The organism is Aquimarina aggregata, assembly GCF_001632745.1.
Lineage (GTDB): Bacteria > Bacteroidota > Bacteroidia > Flavobacteriales > Flavobacteriaceae > Aquimarina > Aquimarina aggregata.
Map to the genome: position 1 here is coordinate 883,956 of NZ_LQRT01000002.1, position 17,750 is coordinate 901,705.

Below are 17,750 nucleotides of genomic sequence, written 5' to 3' on the forward strand. Positions count from 1 at the left end.
TATAATAAAGGAAGATATAGTAGCGTGGAATTATCAAATTTTCAACAAAATGTCTTAGATAGCTTATAAATGACAAAATATCACTACAACGATTGCGTAAAAAAATGAGTCTACAATTTACTGAAATACAGGTCGATTACACAATCATAAAGCAGATAACATTTAGCTAATAATTTATTTAAAAAAGCTAAACAATTGTGTCATACAATAGCCTTAATTTTAGGGTATAATTAACCTGATAAATCTTAATATATAACACATGAAACGTCATTTTTTTTCTGGTAAGATACTAGCCAGCCCTTCGCTATTCTTGCTCATATGCACAGCATTTACTTTTGTGCAGTTGGCCCACGCCCAAGTTTCTTCTAAAAAAGAAGAAAAATTAGATTTCAATATTCCTAAAGACACCTATTTTAATAATGCCGTACATCCAAAAGGAACTGGGAAGTCCTTTTTTAACTTTGGAGATATATTAGTAGCACGAGCTATCCTACCCGCTGCTAGTTTTTCTGAAGGACCTTCCTCGGGACAATACATAGGTTCAGGATTAATCAATCAACAACCAGTTCCTTTTTTAAACAAACAACCTATACAAGGTTTTTCTGCAGTAGTAAATAATTATGATGGTACCTTTATGGCGTTATCTGACAATGGTTTTGGTAGTATTGAAAATTCATCAGATTACAACTTAAGGTTGTATCGCATTAAACCAAAATTTAAAACTTTTTTTTTAAGCGGAAATGGAACAATTGAAACCAAAGGCTTTATAGAATTAAGAGATCCAAATAATTTAATACCATTTGCTATAACAAATCACTTTAGCGAGTCTAGAGTATTGACTGGTGCTGACTTTGATATAGAATCTGTTCAAAGGACTAAAAATGGTGATTATTGGATAGGTGATGAATTTGGACCATTTTTATTACATTTTGATAAAGATGGAGTTTTGTTAGATCCTCCTATTCCTCTGCCTGATTATGAAAACCCAGGAAAAGAACTTAGAGCCAAACAAAACCCATTTAGCGAAGAATCAAGTGCACTTAGAATAATGAATGCCATGCGTGCCCATGCTAAAATAAACGGAAGTAAATCACCTGTAATGTCTCCTTGGTTTGTAATGCTAGATGATAATAATGAAAACACTAGTGTTAACAGTAGAGAAAACCCACCTGCAGGGCTTAAAAAAGCTTCCAGCGAGCTACATAATGTTTCTTCTTTAAACAAGACAGGACATCAGGTCGTTGTTTACACCGTAAATGATCTTGAGAATATGAACTTACTTCTTGAATTAGGTGTACAAGGTATTATATCTGATCGTCCTGATATCTTATTAGAAGCTGTTCAGAATTTTGACAAAAACAAAGACGGACAACCGGATTATATAGACGCGGATGGATTAATTGATGTTAATATATTTGATGCTCAAGGACATAGAGGCTCAAGGAATTTACGTCCAGAAAACACCTTACCAGCAATGGAAGCTGCACTGGATTTTCTGATGCCTACCCTTGAAACTGATTGCGGAATTACTCTAGACGGTGTACCTATTCTAGACCATGATCCACATATAGAAGCGTCCAAAACTCGTAAAGCAGATGGAACCACCTATGAATTTGATGACGAAGTATTAGTAAAAGATTTAACTTTTGACCAAATTCAAAAAACATTCATTGCAGATAAAATCTTAAACGGTAGACCAGCTCAGACCAATGATTTAACTTTATCTCCTGTAGCAGTTGCTTTTGCAAAACAGAACGAATTAATAGATCCTTATGTAATGCCATCATTACAACAATTGTTTGATTTTGTTTCTTTTTATATTGAATATTATAAAAATGGACCAGGTAGTACTACAAACCAAGCATCTAAACGCTGGAAAAATGCTTCGAAAGTTCGTTTTAATATCGAAACAAAAATAAACCCAAGAACAGATACAGATGATCGCGGTGACATCTTTTCTGATAGAACTGTAGATCCAGAAACCTTCACAAAAGCGATTGCAGATGTAATCGTAGCCAACAACCTTACTGATCGTGCAGATATACAAAGTTTTGACTTTAGAACCTTATTAATTGCTCATAAACAGTATCCTGAAATTAGAACAGTATGCTTGTTTGGTGATTTCCCTAAAGTTGGAGATGCTGGAGATGGAACAAATTTACAAGATCAAAATGGACAAAATACGCCTTGGTTAGCAGGCTTATACTGGCCCTACAGAAATACAAGTCAAGAAACTCCATTTCGTATAAAAAGCAGTGGTGGTTTTGAAGGTATGGCATTAAGTACAGATGGCACAAAACTTCTTCCTTTACTAGAAAAACCATTAGAAGGTTCTAGCTCAAACAGTTTACTAATTCATGAGTTTGACTTGGAAAGTAAAAAATATAATGGTAATTCATTTGATTATCCATTAAATGAAAAAGCAAGTGCCATAGGTGATTTCATTATGTTTAGTAATACTAGAGGTCTAATTATCGAACGTGATGGTTCTCAAGGAGATTTAAATGGATTTAAAGCTATATATGAAATCCAATTAGATCAAAATAAAAGACAAATTGAAAAAAGACTAAATGTTGATTTATTAAAAATAAATGATAGACGTAAAATTTCTCTTCCCGGTTTAGAAGGCGATATAGGTATCGGAAAAGACTTTGCATTTCCATTTGTGACTATAGAAAGTGTCGTGGTTTTTAATCCATTTTTGATAGGAGTATTAAATGACAACAACTATCCATTTAGTGTGGGTAGACATGTTGGTAAAGGATTACCCGATGATAATGAGTTTATTCTTTTATGGCTAGACCAACCCTTAGGGAGACGTTGGAGAAATCCTAAAGGCATTAAAAATGAGACAATGGTTAATGATATAAAAGCCTATCCAAATACATTTGATGAACAGGTAACGTTTTCAAACATTAGTAAAGGCAATGATGTATCTATAACGATTTATGATATTTCTGGAGCGGTAGTTAAAAAGCTTTTGGTTCATGAAAAAAGCACGGATGCTTCAAGTTTTATCTGGAATGCTACAAACGACTTAAATCAAAAAGTTTCTCAAGGCATTTATATTGCTATTATCGAAATTGATGGAGTATTTACAAAAAAGAAACTCATTAAAAAATAAAGAAAATACTGCCTAATCAATCCTAACACATTTACAAACCAAAAAAAGCTGCTTTTACACAAAGCAGCTTTTTATTTATCTATAAATTATATTGTAATTTAATCTTTGGGATATAAAAATGACTTTTCTACCTCAAAATCAACAACTCCATCTTTTCTAACTTCATAAGAAATAAAAAGTTCGCCCCAATACACACCATCTGTAAAATCGGCAATTATCCACCTATGGTTTAGTAAACGTACTTTATTAATAGCCATACTTCCTTCCATACCTGCAAAAGGTACAATAGGATTATCCTTACCAGGTTTGTTTTGACCAATAATCTGATCACTTATAGTTAATGCCAATTTACCAGGCTCATACCCTAATTCTTCAAAATAGGCTGCGGCATCTTCATTACTTTCTAAAGAAAAATAAGTCTGATCCAAAGTAACTTCTACCAAAGAATCAATAACTGTTTCTTTGGTCGTGATTTTAGCTTGTAAATTTTCAATTTTTGCGTCATAAGATTCTTTAGCCTTTTTAGCATTCATGAATTGAAAAAGTACGAATAATGCAGTAAAAATAAATAGATATAGAAAAATTTTACTTTTCATATTTTATATAGTAATTTTTAAATTGTCATAGGCCAAAAATACGTTTTTTGGCAATAATTTTTCAACTTCAGCATGAAATCCCAACATATGGCTTATATGAGTGAGATAAGCTTTTTCTGGATTAATTTCTTTTATAAATTCTAATGCTTCTTCTAAATTAAAATGCGAATGATGGGGCTCAATTCTTAAAGCATTGACCACTAGTACTTTTAAATTTTTTAGTTTTTCTCTTTCCTCATCTTCTACTGTTTTTACATCTGTTAAATAAGCAAAATCTTTAAATCTAAATCCAAATACTTGCAAACGATTATGCATTGTATTAATTGGCATTACATCAAGATTGCCCAGCGAAAAGGATTGGTTATTTAGTTGGTGCTCCACAACGCTGGGCGCTCCCGGATATTTATTTTCTGATGCAAAAATATAATCAAATTTTATTCTAAGAGAATCAAGCACTCTTTTATGAGCAAATACTGGAATATCACCTTGTCTAAAAAAAAAGGGGCGTATATCATCTAATCCCATAATATGATCTGCATGCTCATGAGTAAAAATAATACCATCGATTTTCGATACATTATTAGAGAGCATTTGCTGTCTAAAATCTGGACCACAATCAATAACATAATTGTAATCCTCCCAAGATATTAAAACAGAAACACGAAGGCGTTTATCCCTAGGGTCATTACTTAAACAAACAGGGTGCGTACTTCCTATTATTGGAATACCTTGTGATGTTCCTGTACCAAGAAATGTTATATCCATAAGACTAAGATTATGGCAAATGTAATTATATTTTTTTGGCAATAATTATGTGAATCTCCTAATTATTATTTATTCATAATATAAACTATAGAAAATTACGCCCAAGTTTTTTTAATTATTACGGTATTACTACCTTTACGTTAAACAAAAAAAGCCCTTTTTACTATGCCTATTACGATAATGGGAGATAAAGAATTTGAATCTGTCCCTTCAATAAAGAGTAAAGCTTTACGTATAAACCTTAACCAAAACATCTACGGTACTTTTGCCGAAATTGGCGCCGGCCAAGAAACTGTTAGAAACTTTTTTAGAGCCGGTGGTGCATCAGGTACAATTGCAAAAGCAATGAGTGCCTATGATAAAGATTTTAGTGATGCCATTTATGGTATCGAAAATGATAAACGATATGTTACCGAGGCTAGATTAAAAAAAATGCTAAAACATGAAGTAGGCCTTGTTGAACAAAGAATTACTCGTGAAAAACATCCTAATAAACTTTTCTTTAGTTATGCAAACACAGTAGCCACTATTGATTTTGCAAAAAAATATAAAGGCCATGGCTGGGTAGGAATTCGCTACCAAACAATGCCTAATGAGGGGTACAACGAAATCACACTCCATATTCGTTTCCATGAAAATGATGCCAAATTACAACAAATGACTTTGGGTATCTTAGGGGTTAACTTGATTTATGGAGCATATTACAAATATGATAATCCTAAAAAGTTATTACGATATCTTTATGATCATTTAGATAAAGATCAAATAGAAATTGATACTATCAATTTTTCTGGACCTCGATTTACCAAGGTAGATAATCGACTAATGAGCTTACAATTAGTCAAAAATGGTATGACTGAAGCGGTTATGTTTGGTCCTGATGGTAACAACATCTTACCTGCTGCTATACTATACAAAAAAAATATTCTAGCCTTAAGAGGAAGTTTTAGGCCTGTTACAAAGGTTAATATGGATATTTACAAGAAATCGCTCAACATGTTTTTGAACGAGAATAAGGTAAAAAAGGATAAGACTGTTGTGATTTTTGAAATCACTTTATCTAATCTTAGAGCAGAAGGCGAAATTGATGAAGAAGATTTCATGGCGCGAGCAAGACTATTGTGCTCTTTGGGACAAACAGTTATGATTTCAAACTTTAGAGAATATTACAAAGTAGTAGAGTATTTCTCAAATTATACCAAAGAACGAATGGCCTTAGCAATGGGGATAAATAACTTGGTTGATATATTTGATGAAAAGTATTACAGACACCTTAGCGGTGGTATACTAGAAGCATTTGGCAAATTATTCTTTAAAGATTTAAAAGTATATCTATATCCTCTTAAAAATCATAAAACAGGCAGTCTTACTGATAGTGACAATCTAAAAGTACACCCACGTATGAAAGAATTATACAAGTTCTTTAAATACAATGGGAAACTACAAGATATTACAGATTACGATCCCACGATTATGGATATCTTTTCTAGAGAGGTATTACAGAAAATTCAAGATATGGAACCAGGATGGGAAGAGCAATTACCAGATCTTATTCCCGAAATGATTAAAGCGAATAATTTTTTCGGATATAAAACCCAAGAGATTGCTGAATAACAAAAAAACGCCTACAAATAGTATTTGTAGGCGTTTTTAAAATTTATAATATCTGAGCAGCGTGCTCTTTGGTCTTCACCTTTAAGATTACTTCTGAAATAATTCCGTTTTCATCTATAACAAATGTTGTTCGGTGAATACCATCATACTCTTTCCCCATAAATTTTTTAGGGCCCCATACACCAAAAGCTTCAATAACCGATTTATCCTCATCTGCTAATAATGGATAAGGTAATTCATATTTATTTTTAAAATTCTGCTGACGTTTTTCACTATCAGCACTTACTCCAAGAATTTCATACCCTTGATTTTGAAAAGTCTGATAATGATCCCTTAAATTACAAGCTTCTGCTGTACACCCAGGGGTACTTGCTTTAGGATAAAAGAACACTACTAATTTCTTTCCTTTATAATCATTAAGCGTTATTGTATTGCCATCCTGATCTACTGCAGAAAATTCTGGAGCCTTATCCCCTGTTTTTAATGTTGTCATTATATTAATGTATTTAAAAAGTTTTGTTTAACATTTGAAGATAAAAATAAAACAAAAATTGGAATTTGATTTTAGTTTTATCAAAAATTTAATGATTATCTCGTATTAGACTCCTTTAATAATTTAATATTTTAGCATAAATTATTTCTCATAATATGACCAAACAGGAAAAGATAGACTTTACTATCAAAACATTACAAGAGCTATATCCCCGAATACCAATTCCGCTAGACCATAAAGATCCATACACCTTGCTTATAGCCGTATTAATGAGTGCACAAAGTACCGATGTACGCGTAAATAAAATTACTCCTTTATTATTTGACAGAGCAGACAATCCATTTGCGATGGTTAGATTAACCGTTGAAGAAATTCGAGACATTATTCGTCCTGTTGGGCTAAGTCCTATGAAATCAAAAGGTATTCATGGTTTATCACAAATTTTAATAGATAAATATAATGGCGAAGTACCACAAAGTTTCGAAGCTTTAGAAGAGTTGCCAGCAGTTGGACATAAAACCGCAAGTGTAGTTATGTCTCAAGCTTTTGGTGTTCCTGCTTTTCCTGTTGATACTCATATTCATAGGTTAATGTACCGTTGGGGTTTTACAAATGGTAAAAACGTTACACAAACAGAAAAAGATGCTAAAAGGCTTTTTCCAAGAGAACTTTGGAATGATTTGCATCTTCAAATTATATGGTATGGTCGTGAATATTCTCCTGCAAGAGGATGGGATTTAGAAAAAGATATTATTACCAAAACAATAGGTAGAAAGACAGTGCTAGAAGAGTATAAAAAAAATAAAAGGCCTATTAAAAAATAGGCCTTTATAAGTTTAGTTTAAAATCGTTTCAAATTTCAAGTTGTTGTATTCTACAACTTTTAACGATTTTGAATAGCTTAGAAGAAAGTCTATTGTTCTTCTATTTGGTACTAAATGATTTTCTTCTTTCTTTGAAGACTTAAAGTAAAATTTTGCCATATTAGGAATCTTAAATTTATGTGTTATTTAAGAGTATAACGGGGCTTAATATACTTTATTGTATTAAAATGTTATTAGTTTGTTAAAACTATATTATTTTTTTCTATAACCTTTCTCAGATTGATTAAAGCATATCTCATTCTTCCTAGTGCTGTATTAATACTAACACCTGTTTTATCAGAAATTTCTTTAAAACTCATGTCTTTGTACATACGCATTACCAAAACCTCTTTTTGATCTTCTGGTAACTCTTGTATTAGATTACGTAAATCCTCTTCTACCTGATCCTTAATGATTCTTCTTTCTGCATTTAAATTTCCATCACTAATAACAGAAAAAATACTGAATTCACCATTATCTTCAAACTTAGGCATACGATTTCCTTTTCTAAAGTGATCGATTACCAAATTGTGAGCAATACGCATTACCCATGGTAAAAATTTACCTTCTTCATTATACTTCCCGTTTTTTAGAGTACGAATAACTTTAATAAAAGTATCCTGAAAAATATCCTCTGATACATCTCTATCAAAAACCTTAGAATAAATAAAACTGTAAATACGTTGCTTATGTCGTTCGATTAGAACAGATAGGGCGCTTTCTTCTCCTTTAATGTAATTGTTCACCAGAACTGCGTCTGTGAGTGTGTAATTTTTCATACTTCGACTTAATTTTAGTACAAACAAGCTTGGGGCTCGTGCTATGTTAAACTTAAAAAGTAAAAGTATGCTATAGGCAGTTTGGTTTTTTAAAATTGGTTCTTACGAGGGGCTAATATAGTAACTATCCTTGAAAAACAAACAATTTTCTGTTAATTTTTTTAACTTAACTTTCATTATCAATAGGTTACATTACTTATTTAGTAATCATTATCTTTGCGCTCATACCGCATTTTTACTATGATTCAAGATATTACAACCCTAGATCCTAAAGACAATATTATTATTAAAGGTGCCAAGCTTCATAATCTAAAAGATATGGACGCTGTAATCCCTAGAAACAAGTTAGTTGTTATTACAGGACTTTCAGGTTCTGGTAAATCAAGCTTAGCATTCGACACTTTATATGCAGAAGGACAACGTAGATATGTAGAAAGTTTATCATCATATGCTAGGCAGTTTTTAGGACGTCTTAATAAGCCGAAAGTAGATTTTATAAAAGGTATCGCTCCTGCAATTGCTATTGAGCAAAAAGTAAACTCTACCAACCCAAGATCAACCGTAGGTACGACAACAGAAATTTATGATTATCTAAAGTTACTTTTTGCCCGAATCGGAAGAACATATTCTCCAATTTCTGGCAACCAGGTTAAAAAAGATAGGGTAACCGATGTTATTGAATATGTAAAATCCTTTGAAGAAGGCGAAAAGTTACTCCTCCTAGCTCCTATTATTATAGAAAGTGGTAGAACTTTAGAGGGAAAGCTGAAAGTTTTACAGCAACAAGGTTTTGCACGTGTTAAAATAAATGATGTAATATCTAGAATTGAAGAAGCCGACATCAATGAAAAAGATAGTGTCGCTCTTGTTGTAGATCGAATTGTAAAAAAAGATGATGAAGATTTTTATAATCGTCTCGCTGATGCAGTAGATTCTGCTTTTTTTGAAGGTAAAGGTACTTGTTATATAGAACGTCTTTCTGATCAAGAAAAAAGGCAGTTCAGCAATAAGTTTGAGTTAGACGGGATTTCTTTTCTTGAACCTAATGTACACTTATTTAGTTTTAACAACCCTTATGGGGCTTGTCCTGAATGTGAAGGGTATGGTGATGTAATTGGGATTGACGAAGATTTAGTTGTTCCGAACACAGCATTAAGCATCTATGAGAGTGCCGTTTTTCCTTGGCGTGGAGATAGTATGGGGTGGTATAAAGATCAACTAGTTAATAGCGCTTATAAATTCGACTTTCCTATCCATAAACCCTATTTCGAACTATCCGAAAGTGATAAAGAATTACTCTGGAACGGAAATGAATACTTTCAAGGAATTAATGATTTTTTTGCAGAGTTAGAAGCTAAAGCATACAAAATACAAAACAGAGTCATGTTATCTCGTTATCGAGGAAAAACAAGATGTGCAACGTGTAAGGGGAAAAGACTGAGGCCAGAAGCCAATAATGTAAAAATTTCTGGTGCTACTCTCACAGAATTAGTAGAAAAACCACTTAATGAATTAGCAGATTTCTTCAAAAACATTACGCTTAACGAATATGATGCTCAAATTGCCAAACGTTTATTAAAAGAAATAAATAGTAGATTAACTTTTTTACAAAATGTAGGACTTGACTATCTAACGCTTAATCGAAAATCTAATTCATTATCAGGAGGAGAATCTCAACGTATTAACTTGGCCACTTCATTGGGTAGTAGCTTAGTTGGATCTATGTATATTCTTGATGAACCAAGTATAGGATTGCATCCAAAAGATACCGAAAAACTTATCAAAGTTCTACAATCCTTGAGGGACCTGGGTAATACGGTTATTGTAGTAGAACATGATGAGGATATTATGAAAGAAGCCGATGAAATTATTGATATCGGTCCAGAAGCAGGAACCTATGGTGGTCATGTTGTTGCTACAGGAACTTTTGAAAGCATTTTAAAAGCTGATTCGTTAACTGCAAAATACCTTAACGGACAATTAGAAATCGAAATTCCTAAAACACGTAGAACGTCTAAGTATTATTTGGAAATCATAGGAGCAAGAGAGAATAACCTTAAAAATATAGATGTTAAAATTCCGTTAGGTATGTTTACTGCTATTACAGGAGTATCAGGAAGTGGTAAAAGTACCTTGGTAAAGAAAATTGTATATCCTTCTGTTTTAAAAGAACTAGGCGGATATGGAGAAAAAGCTGGACAGTTTACAGAACTAAAAGGTAATTTCAGCAATATCAAACATGTGGAATTTATAGATCAAAATCCTATAGGTAGATCATCACGTTCCAACCCGGTTACGTATATAAAGGCGTATGATGATATTCGTGCTCTTTTTGCAAATCAAAAATTATCAAGTATTCGTAATTATAAATCAAAACATTTTTCATTTAATGTAGACGGAGGAAGATGTGAAACATGTAAAGGCGAAGGTGAAGTAACTATTGAAATGCAGTTTATGGCAGATGTACATTTAGAATGTGAAACCTGTGGAGGTAAACGTTTTAAAAAAGATGTTTTAGAAGTTACTTTTCATGATAAAAATATTCATGACATTCTTACAATGACTATAGACAATGCTATAGACTTTTTTAAAGACCATAATCAAACCAAAATACAAAGAAAACTTCAACCTTTACAGGATGTTGGCTTAGGTTATGTGCAATTAGGACAGAGCTCTTCTACCCTATCTGGCGGAGAAGCACAACGTATAAAATTAGCTTCGTTTTTAGTAAAAGGAAACACAAAAGACAAAGCACTCTTTATTTTTGATGAACCTACAACTGGACTGCATTTTCATGATATTAAAAAACTTCTAAAATCATTTAATGAATTAATAGGTAAAGGACACTCTATATTAGTTATCGAACATAATCTAGATCTTGTTAAATGTGCTGATTACATTATTGATCTAGGGCCAGAAGGAGGAAAAAATGGAGGAAAAATTTTAGCACAAGGCACTCCAGAAGAACTTATTAAAATTAAAGATTCATATACTGGTAAATATTTAAAAGATAAGCTATAAAAACTTAACAGTTTTATAGCATTTATTATGTAATGTATAAGTCATGTTTTCGGCTAAGGGGCAATAAACTTAAAATCAAAAAAATGTCACTTACTCAAGAATTAAAAGCTAGAGCAGAACAATCAGCAACTAAGTACCCTGAAACTACGCATGCCATAATGAATAATGGTATAGCTATTTTAAGAGAAGAAGGGCTCGTAAAAAAGGCTTTAAAGACTGGAGATAAAATACCCGAAGTTACTTTGCCAAATGCAGCTAATAAAACTATTTCATTACAAGAATTACTATTAGAAAATAAAGTGGTATTGTCTTTTTATAGAGGAGGATGGTGCCCATATTGTAATTTAGAATTAAAAGCTCTACAACAAGCACTACCAGAATTTGAAAAGAATGGAGCAACATTAGTTGCTATTAGCCCAGAAACTCCAGATAACTCTCTAAGTACATCAGAAAAGAATAATCTTAGTTTTGAAGTTCTTTCTGATACCAATAATGCAATTGCGAAAAAATTTAACTTGGTTTTCACCTTACCAAAAGACTTAATCGAAGTATATAATGGTTTTGGTATTGATTTAAATTCGAGTAATGGAAACACAAATCAAGAACTACCACTATCTGCAACATACATTATTGACAAAGACGGAACTATACTTTATGATTTTATTAAAGAAGATTACAAAGAAAGAGCAGATCCAGAAGAAATACTTAAGTTTTTAAAAAACAAATAGTTACATAATATATTTCATAACTCAATAATTTTTGGCACACCATTTGGTTACTACTACACCAATAGCGGAAGCCGAAAAGCTAATGAGTAGGTATAGAAGTTTTAAACTTCTTTTAACCCATAAATTATTGAGTTATGAAAAAAATGGTACTTTTTTTCGCAGTGATATTCCTAACTGGAATAACTGCACAAGCAACCGATCATAAGCATTCAGATCACCATGATAGGGTTACAAAACGCTATCAACACGCACAGCCGATCATCTTTATACAAGGTGGTATTAAATTCTTTGTATATCCAGAAGGTGGTATTGATTACAAAATTCTTAGATCAAGAACCAGTCCCTACAGAAATTGGAGTAGTCATGGCGCAATTAATACGCCAGGAGGCTACTATGGATATTCCAGATCAAACAACCGATTTGTACAGTATGATTATTATGGTAGGTTAAAGAAAGTAGGGTCAAACTACATTTCTTATGACCGATATGATAGAGTACGAAGAATTGGAAGTGTTAATATAAGATATAACCGAAGAGGTTTGTTGTATCAGGTTGGAGGATTACATATCTATTACAATAGCTACAACGCTATAAAACACGTTGAAGGTAATGTTCACTATGATGGATGTGGATATTGTGGAATTAATGGTTGTACAATTACTCATGCTCCGTATTACAACCAAAACTGGAAACCAAGAAGTTTTGAAAAACCTTATAGAGATCATTATTACAAGGATAGAAAAAGAAAAAAGAGATATCACCATAATGACGATCATGATGATAATGATTAAGACATAAATTAGTTGTTGGTTAGTTGTTTAAATCCCGTTACCTAATCCCCTGGTAACGGGATTTTATTTTGCGATATTATAATATTCTCTTTTCAACCATATTTACGACTCAATCGCTTTTTGTGGCTCGGTAATACACTGCCTCTATACAATTCATTATAAATTGTTGTTAACGATTCTATTTGAATTAACCATTATTATATATTTATAAAATAATGGTTAATTCTAAAAGACATGAAGTCCTATAAGATAATTTTACTTCTTCTTATCCTTTTTTCTTTACAAGCAACTGCACAAAAAATGGAGTTTGAAGATTATGACCCACCTTCTACCCTAGTTGTACCTGGTACCGAAATTAAAAAAGCAAAATTTCCTTTTATTGATGTTCACAACCATCAATTTAGTATGCCTACTCAGAATCTTCAAGAAGTAGTATCCGAGATGGATAAATTGAATATGGCAGTGATGGTGAATCTTTCAGGAAGAGGACGTGGATCTGATGAACATCTTATAAAATCCTTAGAAAATGTAAAAACCAATCATCCTAATCGTTTTATTGTTTTCACAAACATCAACCTTAATGGTATAGACGAACCTGATTGGACATCGAAAACAGTGACTCAAATCGAAAAGGATGTCGCCATGGGTGCCAATGGACTTAAGATCTACAAAAGTCAAGGTATGGATAATAAAGACAGTAAAGGAAACCGTATTAAAATTGATGATCCTAGAATTGGTCCCGTCTGGGAAAAATGTGGTGAGTTAGGTATACCGGTACTTATTCATGCAGCAGACCCTAAGCCATTTTGGGATACCCATGACAATCAAAATGAACGTTGGTTAGAACTTAAATTACGCTCAAGGCGAAAAAGAGATGCCAATGTTACGGGATCTTGGGAAACAATTATTAGTGAACAACATAACATTTTTAAAAGACATAAAAACACTAAGTTTATTAATGCACATTTAGGGTGGTATGGAAATGATCTAGCCAAATTAGCTAAACTGATGGATGAAATACCAAATATGTATACCGAAATAGGAGCTGTTATAGCCGAATTAGGCCGCCAACCAAGAAATGCAAAAGCTTTTCTTACCAAATATCAGGATCGAGTAATGTTTGGGAAAGATTCATGGAAACCCAAAGAATACTACACTTATTTTAGAGTATTAGAATCTAGTGATGAATATTTCCCTTATTATAAAAGGTACCATGCTTTCTGGAAAATGTATGGACTTGATCTTGACGATCAGGTTTTAAAAAAACTATACTATCAAAATGCTTTAAAAGTAATTCCTAATATAGATAAAAGTCTGTTTCCGAAGTAAAATCAACACGACATAAAAATTTTAAAAATTAAAACGCATGATGACATCTGGAGTAAATGTTAAAGACCTATTTTGAGAAGTTCTCACAAAGTTTCCATCAACATCTTGATCTCTTGATAATCCTTGGGAAATTATATTTTTTCTGTTATAAATATTTCTAAAAGATAAGCCTACCATACCTTTCCAATCTTTTTTCTTATTTAAATTAAAACGATATAAAGCAGATGCATCTAATCTATGATAATCTTTAAACCTATTAGCATTAATTCCTTTTGAATCTATGCTAACGCCATCTTCCTCACCTATAGTGCGAATAAGTCCTGTAAAAGGAACTCCAGAGGCGTAGTTCCACCCTAGAGCAAGTTCCAGCTTATTTAATTTTAAAGTTTGAGAAATATTAAATACATGACGTTGATCAAAATTTCCTGGAAAAGAAGTTTCTTGTATACCAGGAAACGTAACTAAAGTCTTGCTAAGTGAATAGCCTACCCAGAATCTATAATTTTTAATTCTTTTCTTTATCAAAAGATCAAAACCTATTCGTTCTTCTTTTCCCGTTTGAAAATCAACTTCATTGTCATCGTCTATTAGACCTAAAAAAAAATTATTGATTGATGTAATATCAACAAGTTTTTTATAATACGCTTCTAAATCAAAATTCCATCCTTTGTAAGTATATAAAGAACCTATAGTAAATTGCCTACTTTTAATAACAGGGAGTTCAAAATCAAAATCATCTCCTATTTTGCCAGATAGTACCCATGCATTATCTGCTACCGGTAAACTACTCACCTCGTTTAAGAGTGTACCAAAAGTTTGAAAACGGTTAAGTTGTTGATTTTTTAGTTCGACTGAAGTTGTAAGTCTAAAATTTTTAAAAACTTCTTTTGAAGCAAAAATTCTTGGTTCAATAAAAAATTGATCTGTATTACTTAAATATGAATTCCTAATACCAAGATTGATATATGATTTAGAAGATGTATAGGTATACTCCGAATAAAAAGTATGGTTATTACCACTACCATTAATATCGCTTTCACTTTCGACAAGATCTACCGAAACCCCATCTTCAGAAAGAAAAAACTCCTTCAATTTATACTTTGCTTCATTATAAACAAATTGATATCCTACTCCTATAGCATGTTTTTTTGCTATAGGTATATCAAGAGAAAACTCTGCCCCTATATCTTTTACAATGTTATTTTCGGAAAAATCAAAAGTAGTATTCACACCACTAGCTTCATCCACACCACTAGCTGTATTCACATATCTAGTATCATACGAAGAAAAATATACATTAGCTTTTTGAATTACATTTGTGGAATATTTATTAACCCAATTAAAACTAGCACCTGCATTACGTATCTTAAATATATCATTTACTTCATCCAAATTTGCTCCTGAAATTGCTGTAATCCCTGTTGTATTTCTCGTATTGTTTAATCTGTTTTCTGCAAATATTGTACTAAACTTAACCTCGTTCTTGTCATCAGGTTTCCATATCAACTTAAAATTAGTATCTGAAAAAGAAAAATTATCTTCTCTCGTTTCATTTTCATCAATTACTTCTTCATTAATATCTGGAATATCACCACGAGTATTTTGAAATACTTTTCTAACTAAATTATTGTAGGTAATATTTTGATATATATCTGTAGTAGATCTTCGACCTGCTAGCATGATACCAACTTTATCTGATATAGGCACTTTAGCAAAAAGATCCCCATGAGTGAAATTAGCTCCCCCACCCACTTTAACTCGATCAAATAGATCATCATCAGACTCTATTATTACGGCACCCGATATTCGATCTCCATAACGTGCACTTGTACCTCCTCTATAGACCGTTACGTTTTTAACAATGAAAGGGTTAAACGTGGATATTTGATTAAACAAGTGACCATTATGATACATCTTTATACCATCCCATAATACTAAATTCTGGTCTGGTGTACCTCCTCTAATATGTAAACCTGCAGGATCTTCAGACGGACTACTGATGCCAGGTAAGAGTTGTAAACTCTGTAAGACATCAGGTTCTACTAATCCTGGTAAAATACGAAGTTTTTTAGTCGATACATTTATAGAGGCATCTTCATTTTTTTGAACCCCGGTAGTTAAATATTCTTGGATAACTACTTTGTCTAAGCTCTGAATTTCTGGAATTAATCGAATCGTATCACATGCACCAGATCTAAAATCAGAAACACTCATCTTTCTAGTCTTATACCCTAAATATGATATAGCAATAGAGTCCCAAGGCTTTAATTGTAGTTTAAAAATCCCTTTTTCGTTGGTGACATCTATTGTTTTATTGCTCTTTATGATATCTGCCTGTATAAGTTCAAATGTTGAAGTGTTGTCGATAACCACCCCACAAACATCTATTACAGTTGGGTTTTCAACCAAGATATAACTGGATGTATCTACTTCTTGTAATAAAAATTTGGTTTGTTTTTTTATTATCGTTTTTAGTTGATCTATAGAAATTTTGTTTCTTTCTGTTTTAACATTGATCTCTTTAATCAACTCAACATCAAAAGAAAAACTAAATCCATATTGATTTTTAAATGCCTCAAATAGATTTGATATAGACTCTTCACTATTGACATCGATACTTCTGTTCTCCTGTTGTGCATAACAAGAAAATTTACCAAAAACTATTAAAAAAAAAATGAATTTAAAATCTATCACTTATTTTGTAACTCTATAGTCTTTTTATTTTTAAAGGTATAACGAATATTCATAGGTTCAAAACTAGTTTTTAAAGCTTTCTTAAGATCGTCATGACCAAAGAATCCGGTAAATAATCGATTTAAGTCTATATCCTGAGTATTTATTTTAACATTATACTGTCTTTGTAATTCTTGTATGACTTCGGATATAGGAACTTGATCAAAACTACTTGTTCCATTTAGCCAATCCGGCTTCAATCTCGTAACATCAAAAAGTAGTAACGATTCTTGTCCACTAGACTTTGTTCCTTTACCTGCAGTAAGCACAACTACACTTTTATCTTTTGTCACCTGAACTTTTCCTTCGAAACAATGCACCTCTAGCTTTTTATCTCTTGCATAGACATCAAATTCTGTACCCAAAACAGCTATATTCCCATTTTTAGTTTGTACTGTAAATTTTGACCCTTTAGCTACATCAAAAAATGCCTCTCCTTTTAGTGTAAGCACTCTATCTTCTTCAAATGTATCTTTATCATATGTAATAGCAGAATCAGCATTCAAGGTAACTATAGAATTATCCGGTAAATTGATAATTCTTGTTTGCGCCATATCAGTACTTATTTCTGAAGCATCAAAAAACATGACACGTAAACCAAATAAAACAACCACAACGGCAGCAGCACTATACAACCATGTTCTTAGTTTAATCACTTTAGGTGCATTAGGCTCTTTATAGGTCTTATTAAACTCTTTTTGGTTTTTTAAACCTTTATCAATATCAAATACGGGTCGATCAAAACGATCTACAGCTTTTACAATATCTTTATATGCAAGATAATCGTCTGAATCTTCAAACATATCTTTTTCTTCACTAGAAAGATCATCTGCCAACCATCTTCCTAAGAAATCATCTTCATTCATATCTTTTTTCATAAACTTTTCTTTAAAAATTGGTCTACTGATTTATTT

Annotated in this window: 13 protein-coding genes; 7 read left to right on the top strand and 6 right to left on the bottom strand. The window is 32.2% G+C overall.

From position 1 onward, the window contains the following. The first annotated feature begins 259 nt into the window (after positions 1–259). A complete protein-coding gene (locus AWE51_RS05680) occupies positions 260–3,124 on the top strand; it encodes an esterase-like activity of phytase family protein (RefSeq protein ID WP_066310682.1) in 2,865 nt (954 codons plus the stop codon). 98 nt (positions 3,125–3,222) lie between these two features. On the opposite strand, the gene AWE51_RS05685 is transcribed toward AWE51_RS05680, so the two are convergent. Both AWE51_RS05685 and AWE51_RS05690 read right to left on the bottom strand, forming a co-directional pair. After that, positions 3,223–3,720, bottom strand: coding sequence for a hypothetical protein (locus AWE51_RS05685; protein ID WP_066310685.1), 498 nt, complete (start codon positions 3,718–3,720; stop codon positions 3,223–3,225). 3 nt (positions 3,721–3,723) lie between these two features. Continuing rightward, positions 3,724–4,485, bottom strand: coding sequence for an MBL fold metallo-hydrolase (locus tag AWE51_RS05690; RefSeq protein ID WP_066310686.1), 762 nt, complete (start codon positions 4,483–4,485; stop codon positions 3,724–3,726). A gap of 165 nt (positions 4,486–4,650) precedes the next feature. Between AWE51_RS05690 and AWE51_RS05695 the strand changes: the two genes are divergently transcribed. Then, positions 4,651–6,099, top strand: coding sequence for a nicotinate-nucleotide adenylyltransferase (locus AWE51_RS05695; protein ID WP_066310688.1), 1,449 nt, complete (start codon positions 4,651–4,653; stop codon positions 6,097–6,099). A gap of 43 nt (positions 6,100–6,142) precedes the next feature. On the opposite strand, the gene bcp is transcribed toward AWE51_RS05695, so the two are convergent. Beyond that, positions 6,143–6,592: a thioredoxin-dependent thiol peroxidase gene (gene bcp / locus AWE51_RS05700; RefSeq protein ID WP_066310695.1), complete on the bottom strand. Its 450-nt coding sequence runs from the start codon at positions 6,590–6,592 to the stop codon at positions 6,143–6,145. A 155-nt stretch (positions 6,593–6,747) separates the two neighbouring features. Here bcp and AWE51_RS05705 point away from each other — a divergent pair, with 155 nt between their 5' ends. Beyond that, the gene (locus tag AWE51_RS05705; protein ID WP_066310700.1) at positions 6,748–7,416 is read left to right on the top strand and encodes an endonuclease III domain-containing protein; all 669 of its coding nucleotides are present in this window, start codon (positions 6,748–6,750) and stop codon (positions 7,414–7,416) included. Between the two features lie 233 nt (positions 7,417–7,649). Here the strand turns inward: AWE51_RS05705 and AWE51_RS05710 are convergent, their stop codons facing one another. After that, entirely contained in the window at positions 7,650–8,234 is a 585-nt protein-coding gene (locus AWE51_RS05710) for an RNA polymerase sigma factor (protein ID WP_066310704.1), read from the bottom strand. A gap of 240 nt (positions 8,235–8,474) precedes the next feature. Between AWE51_RS05710 and uvrA the strand changes: the two genes are divergently transcribed. The 4 genes from uvrA to AWE51_RS05730 all read left to right on the top strand — a co-directional run bounded on the left by uvrA (position 8,475) and on the right by AWE51_RS05730 (position 14,103). Beyond that, positions 8,475–11,255: an excinuclease ABC subunit UvrA gene (gene uvrA, locus AWE51_RS05715; protein ID WP_066310707.1), complete on the top strand. Its 2,781-nt coding sequence runs from the start codon at positions 8,475–8,477 to the stop codon at positions 11,253–11,255. A gap of 83 nt (positions 11,256–11,338) precedes the next feature. After that, the gene (locus AWE51_RS05720; protein WP_066310708.1) at positions 11,339–11,983 is read left to right on the top strand and encodes a peroxiredoxin-like family protein; all 645 of its coding nucleotides are present in this window, start codon (positions 11,339–11,341) and stop codon (positions 11,981–11,983) included. 134 nt (positions 11,984–12,117) lie between these two features. Continuing rightward, complete coding sequence (locus AWE51_RS05725) at positions 12,118–12,774, top strand: hypothetical protein (RefSeq protein WP_066310710.1); 657 nt, start codon at positions 12,118–12,120, stop codon at positions 12,772–12,774. A 234-nt stretch (positions 12,775–13,008) separates the two neighbouring features. Continuing rightward, positions 13,009–14,103, top strand: coding sequence for an amidohydrolase family protein (locus AWE51_RS05730; RefSeq protein ID WP_066310712.1), 1,095 nt, complete (start codon positions 13,009–13,011; stop codon positions 14,101–14,103). 21 nt (positions 14,104–14,124) lie between these two features. Here the strand turns inward: AWE51_RS05730 and AWE51_RS05735 are convergent, their stop codons facing one another. Together AWE51_RS05735 and AWE51_RS05740 are read right to left on the bottom strand one after the other, a co-directional pair. Further along, complete coding sequence (locus tag AWE51_RS05735; protein ID WP_066310713.1) at positions 14,125–16,797, bottom strand: TonB-dependent receptor; 2,673 nt, start codon at positions 16,795–16,797, stop codon at positions 14,125–14,127. Further along, complete coding sequence (locus tag AWE51_RS05740) at positions 16,794–17,714, bottom strand: FecR family protein (RefSeq protein WP_066310715.1); 921 nt, start codon at positions 17,712–17,714, stop codon at positions 16,794–16,796. The genes AWE51_RS05735 and AWE51_RS05740 overlap by 4 nt, the downstream gene beginning before the upstream one ends. Positions 17,715–17,750: the final 36 nt, after the last annotated feature.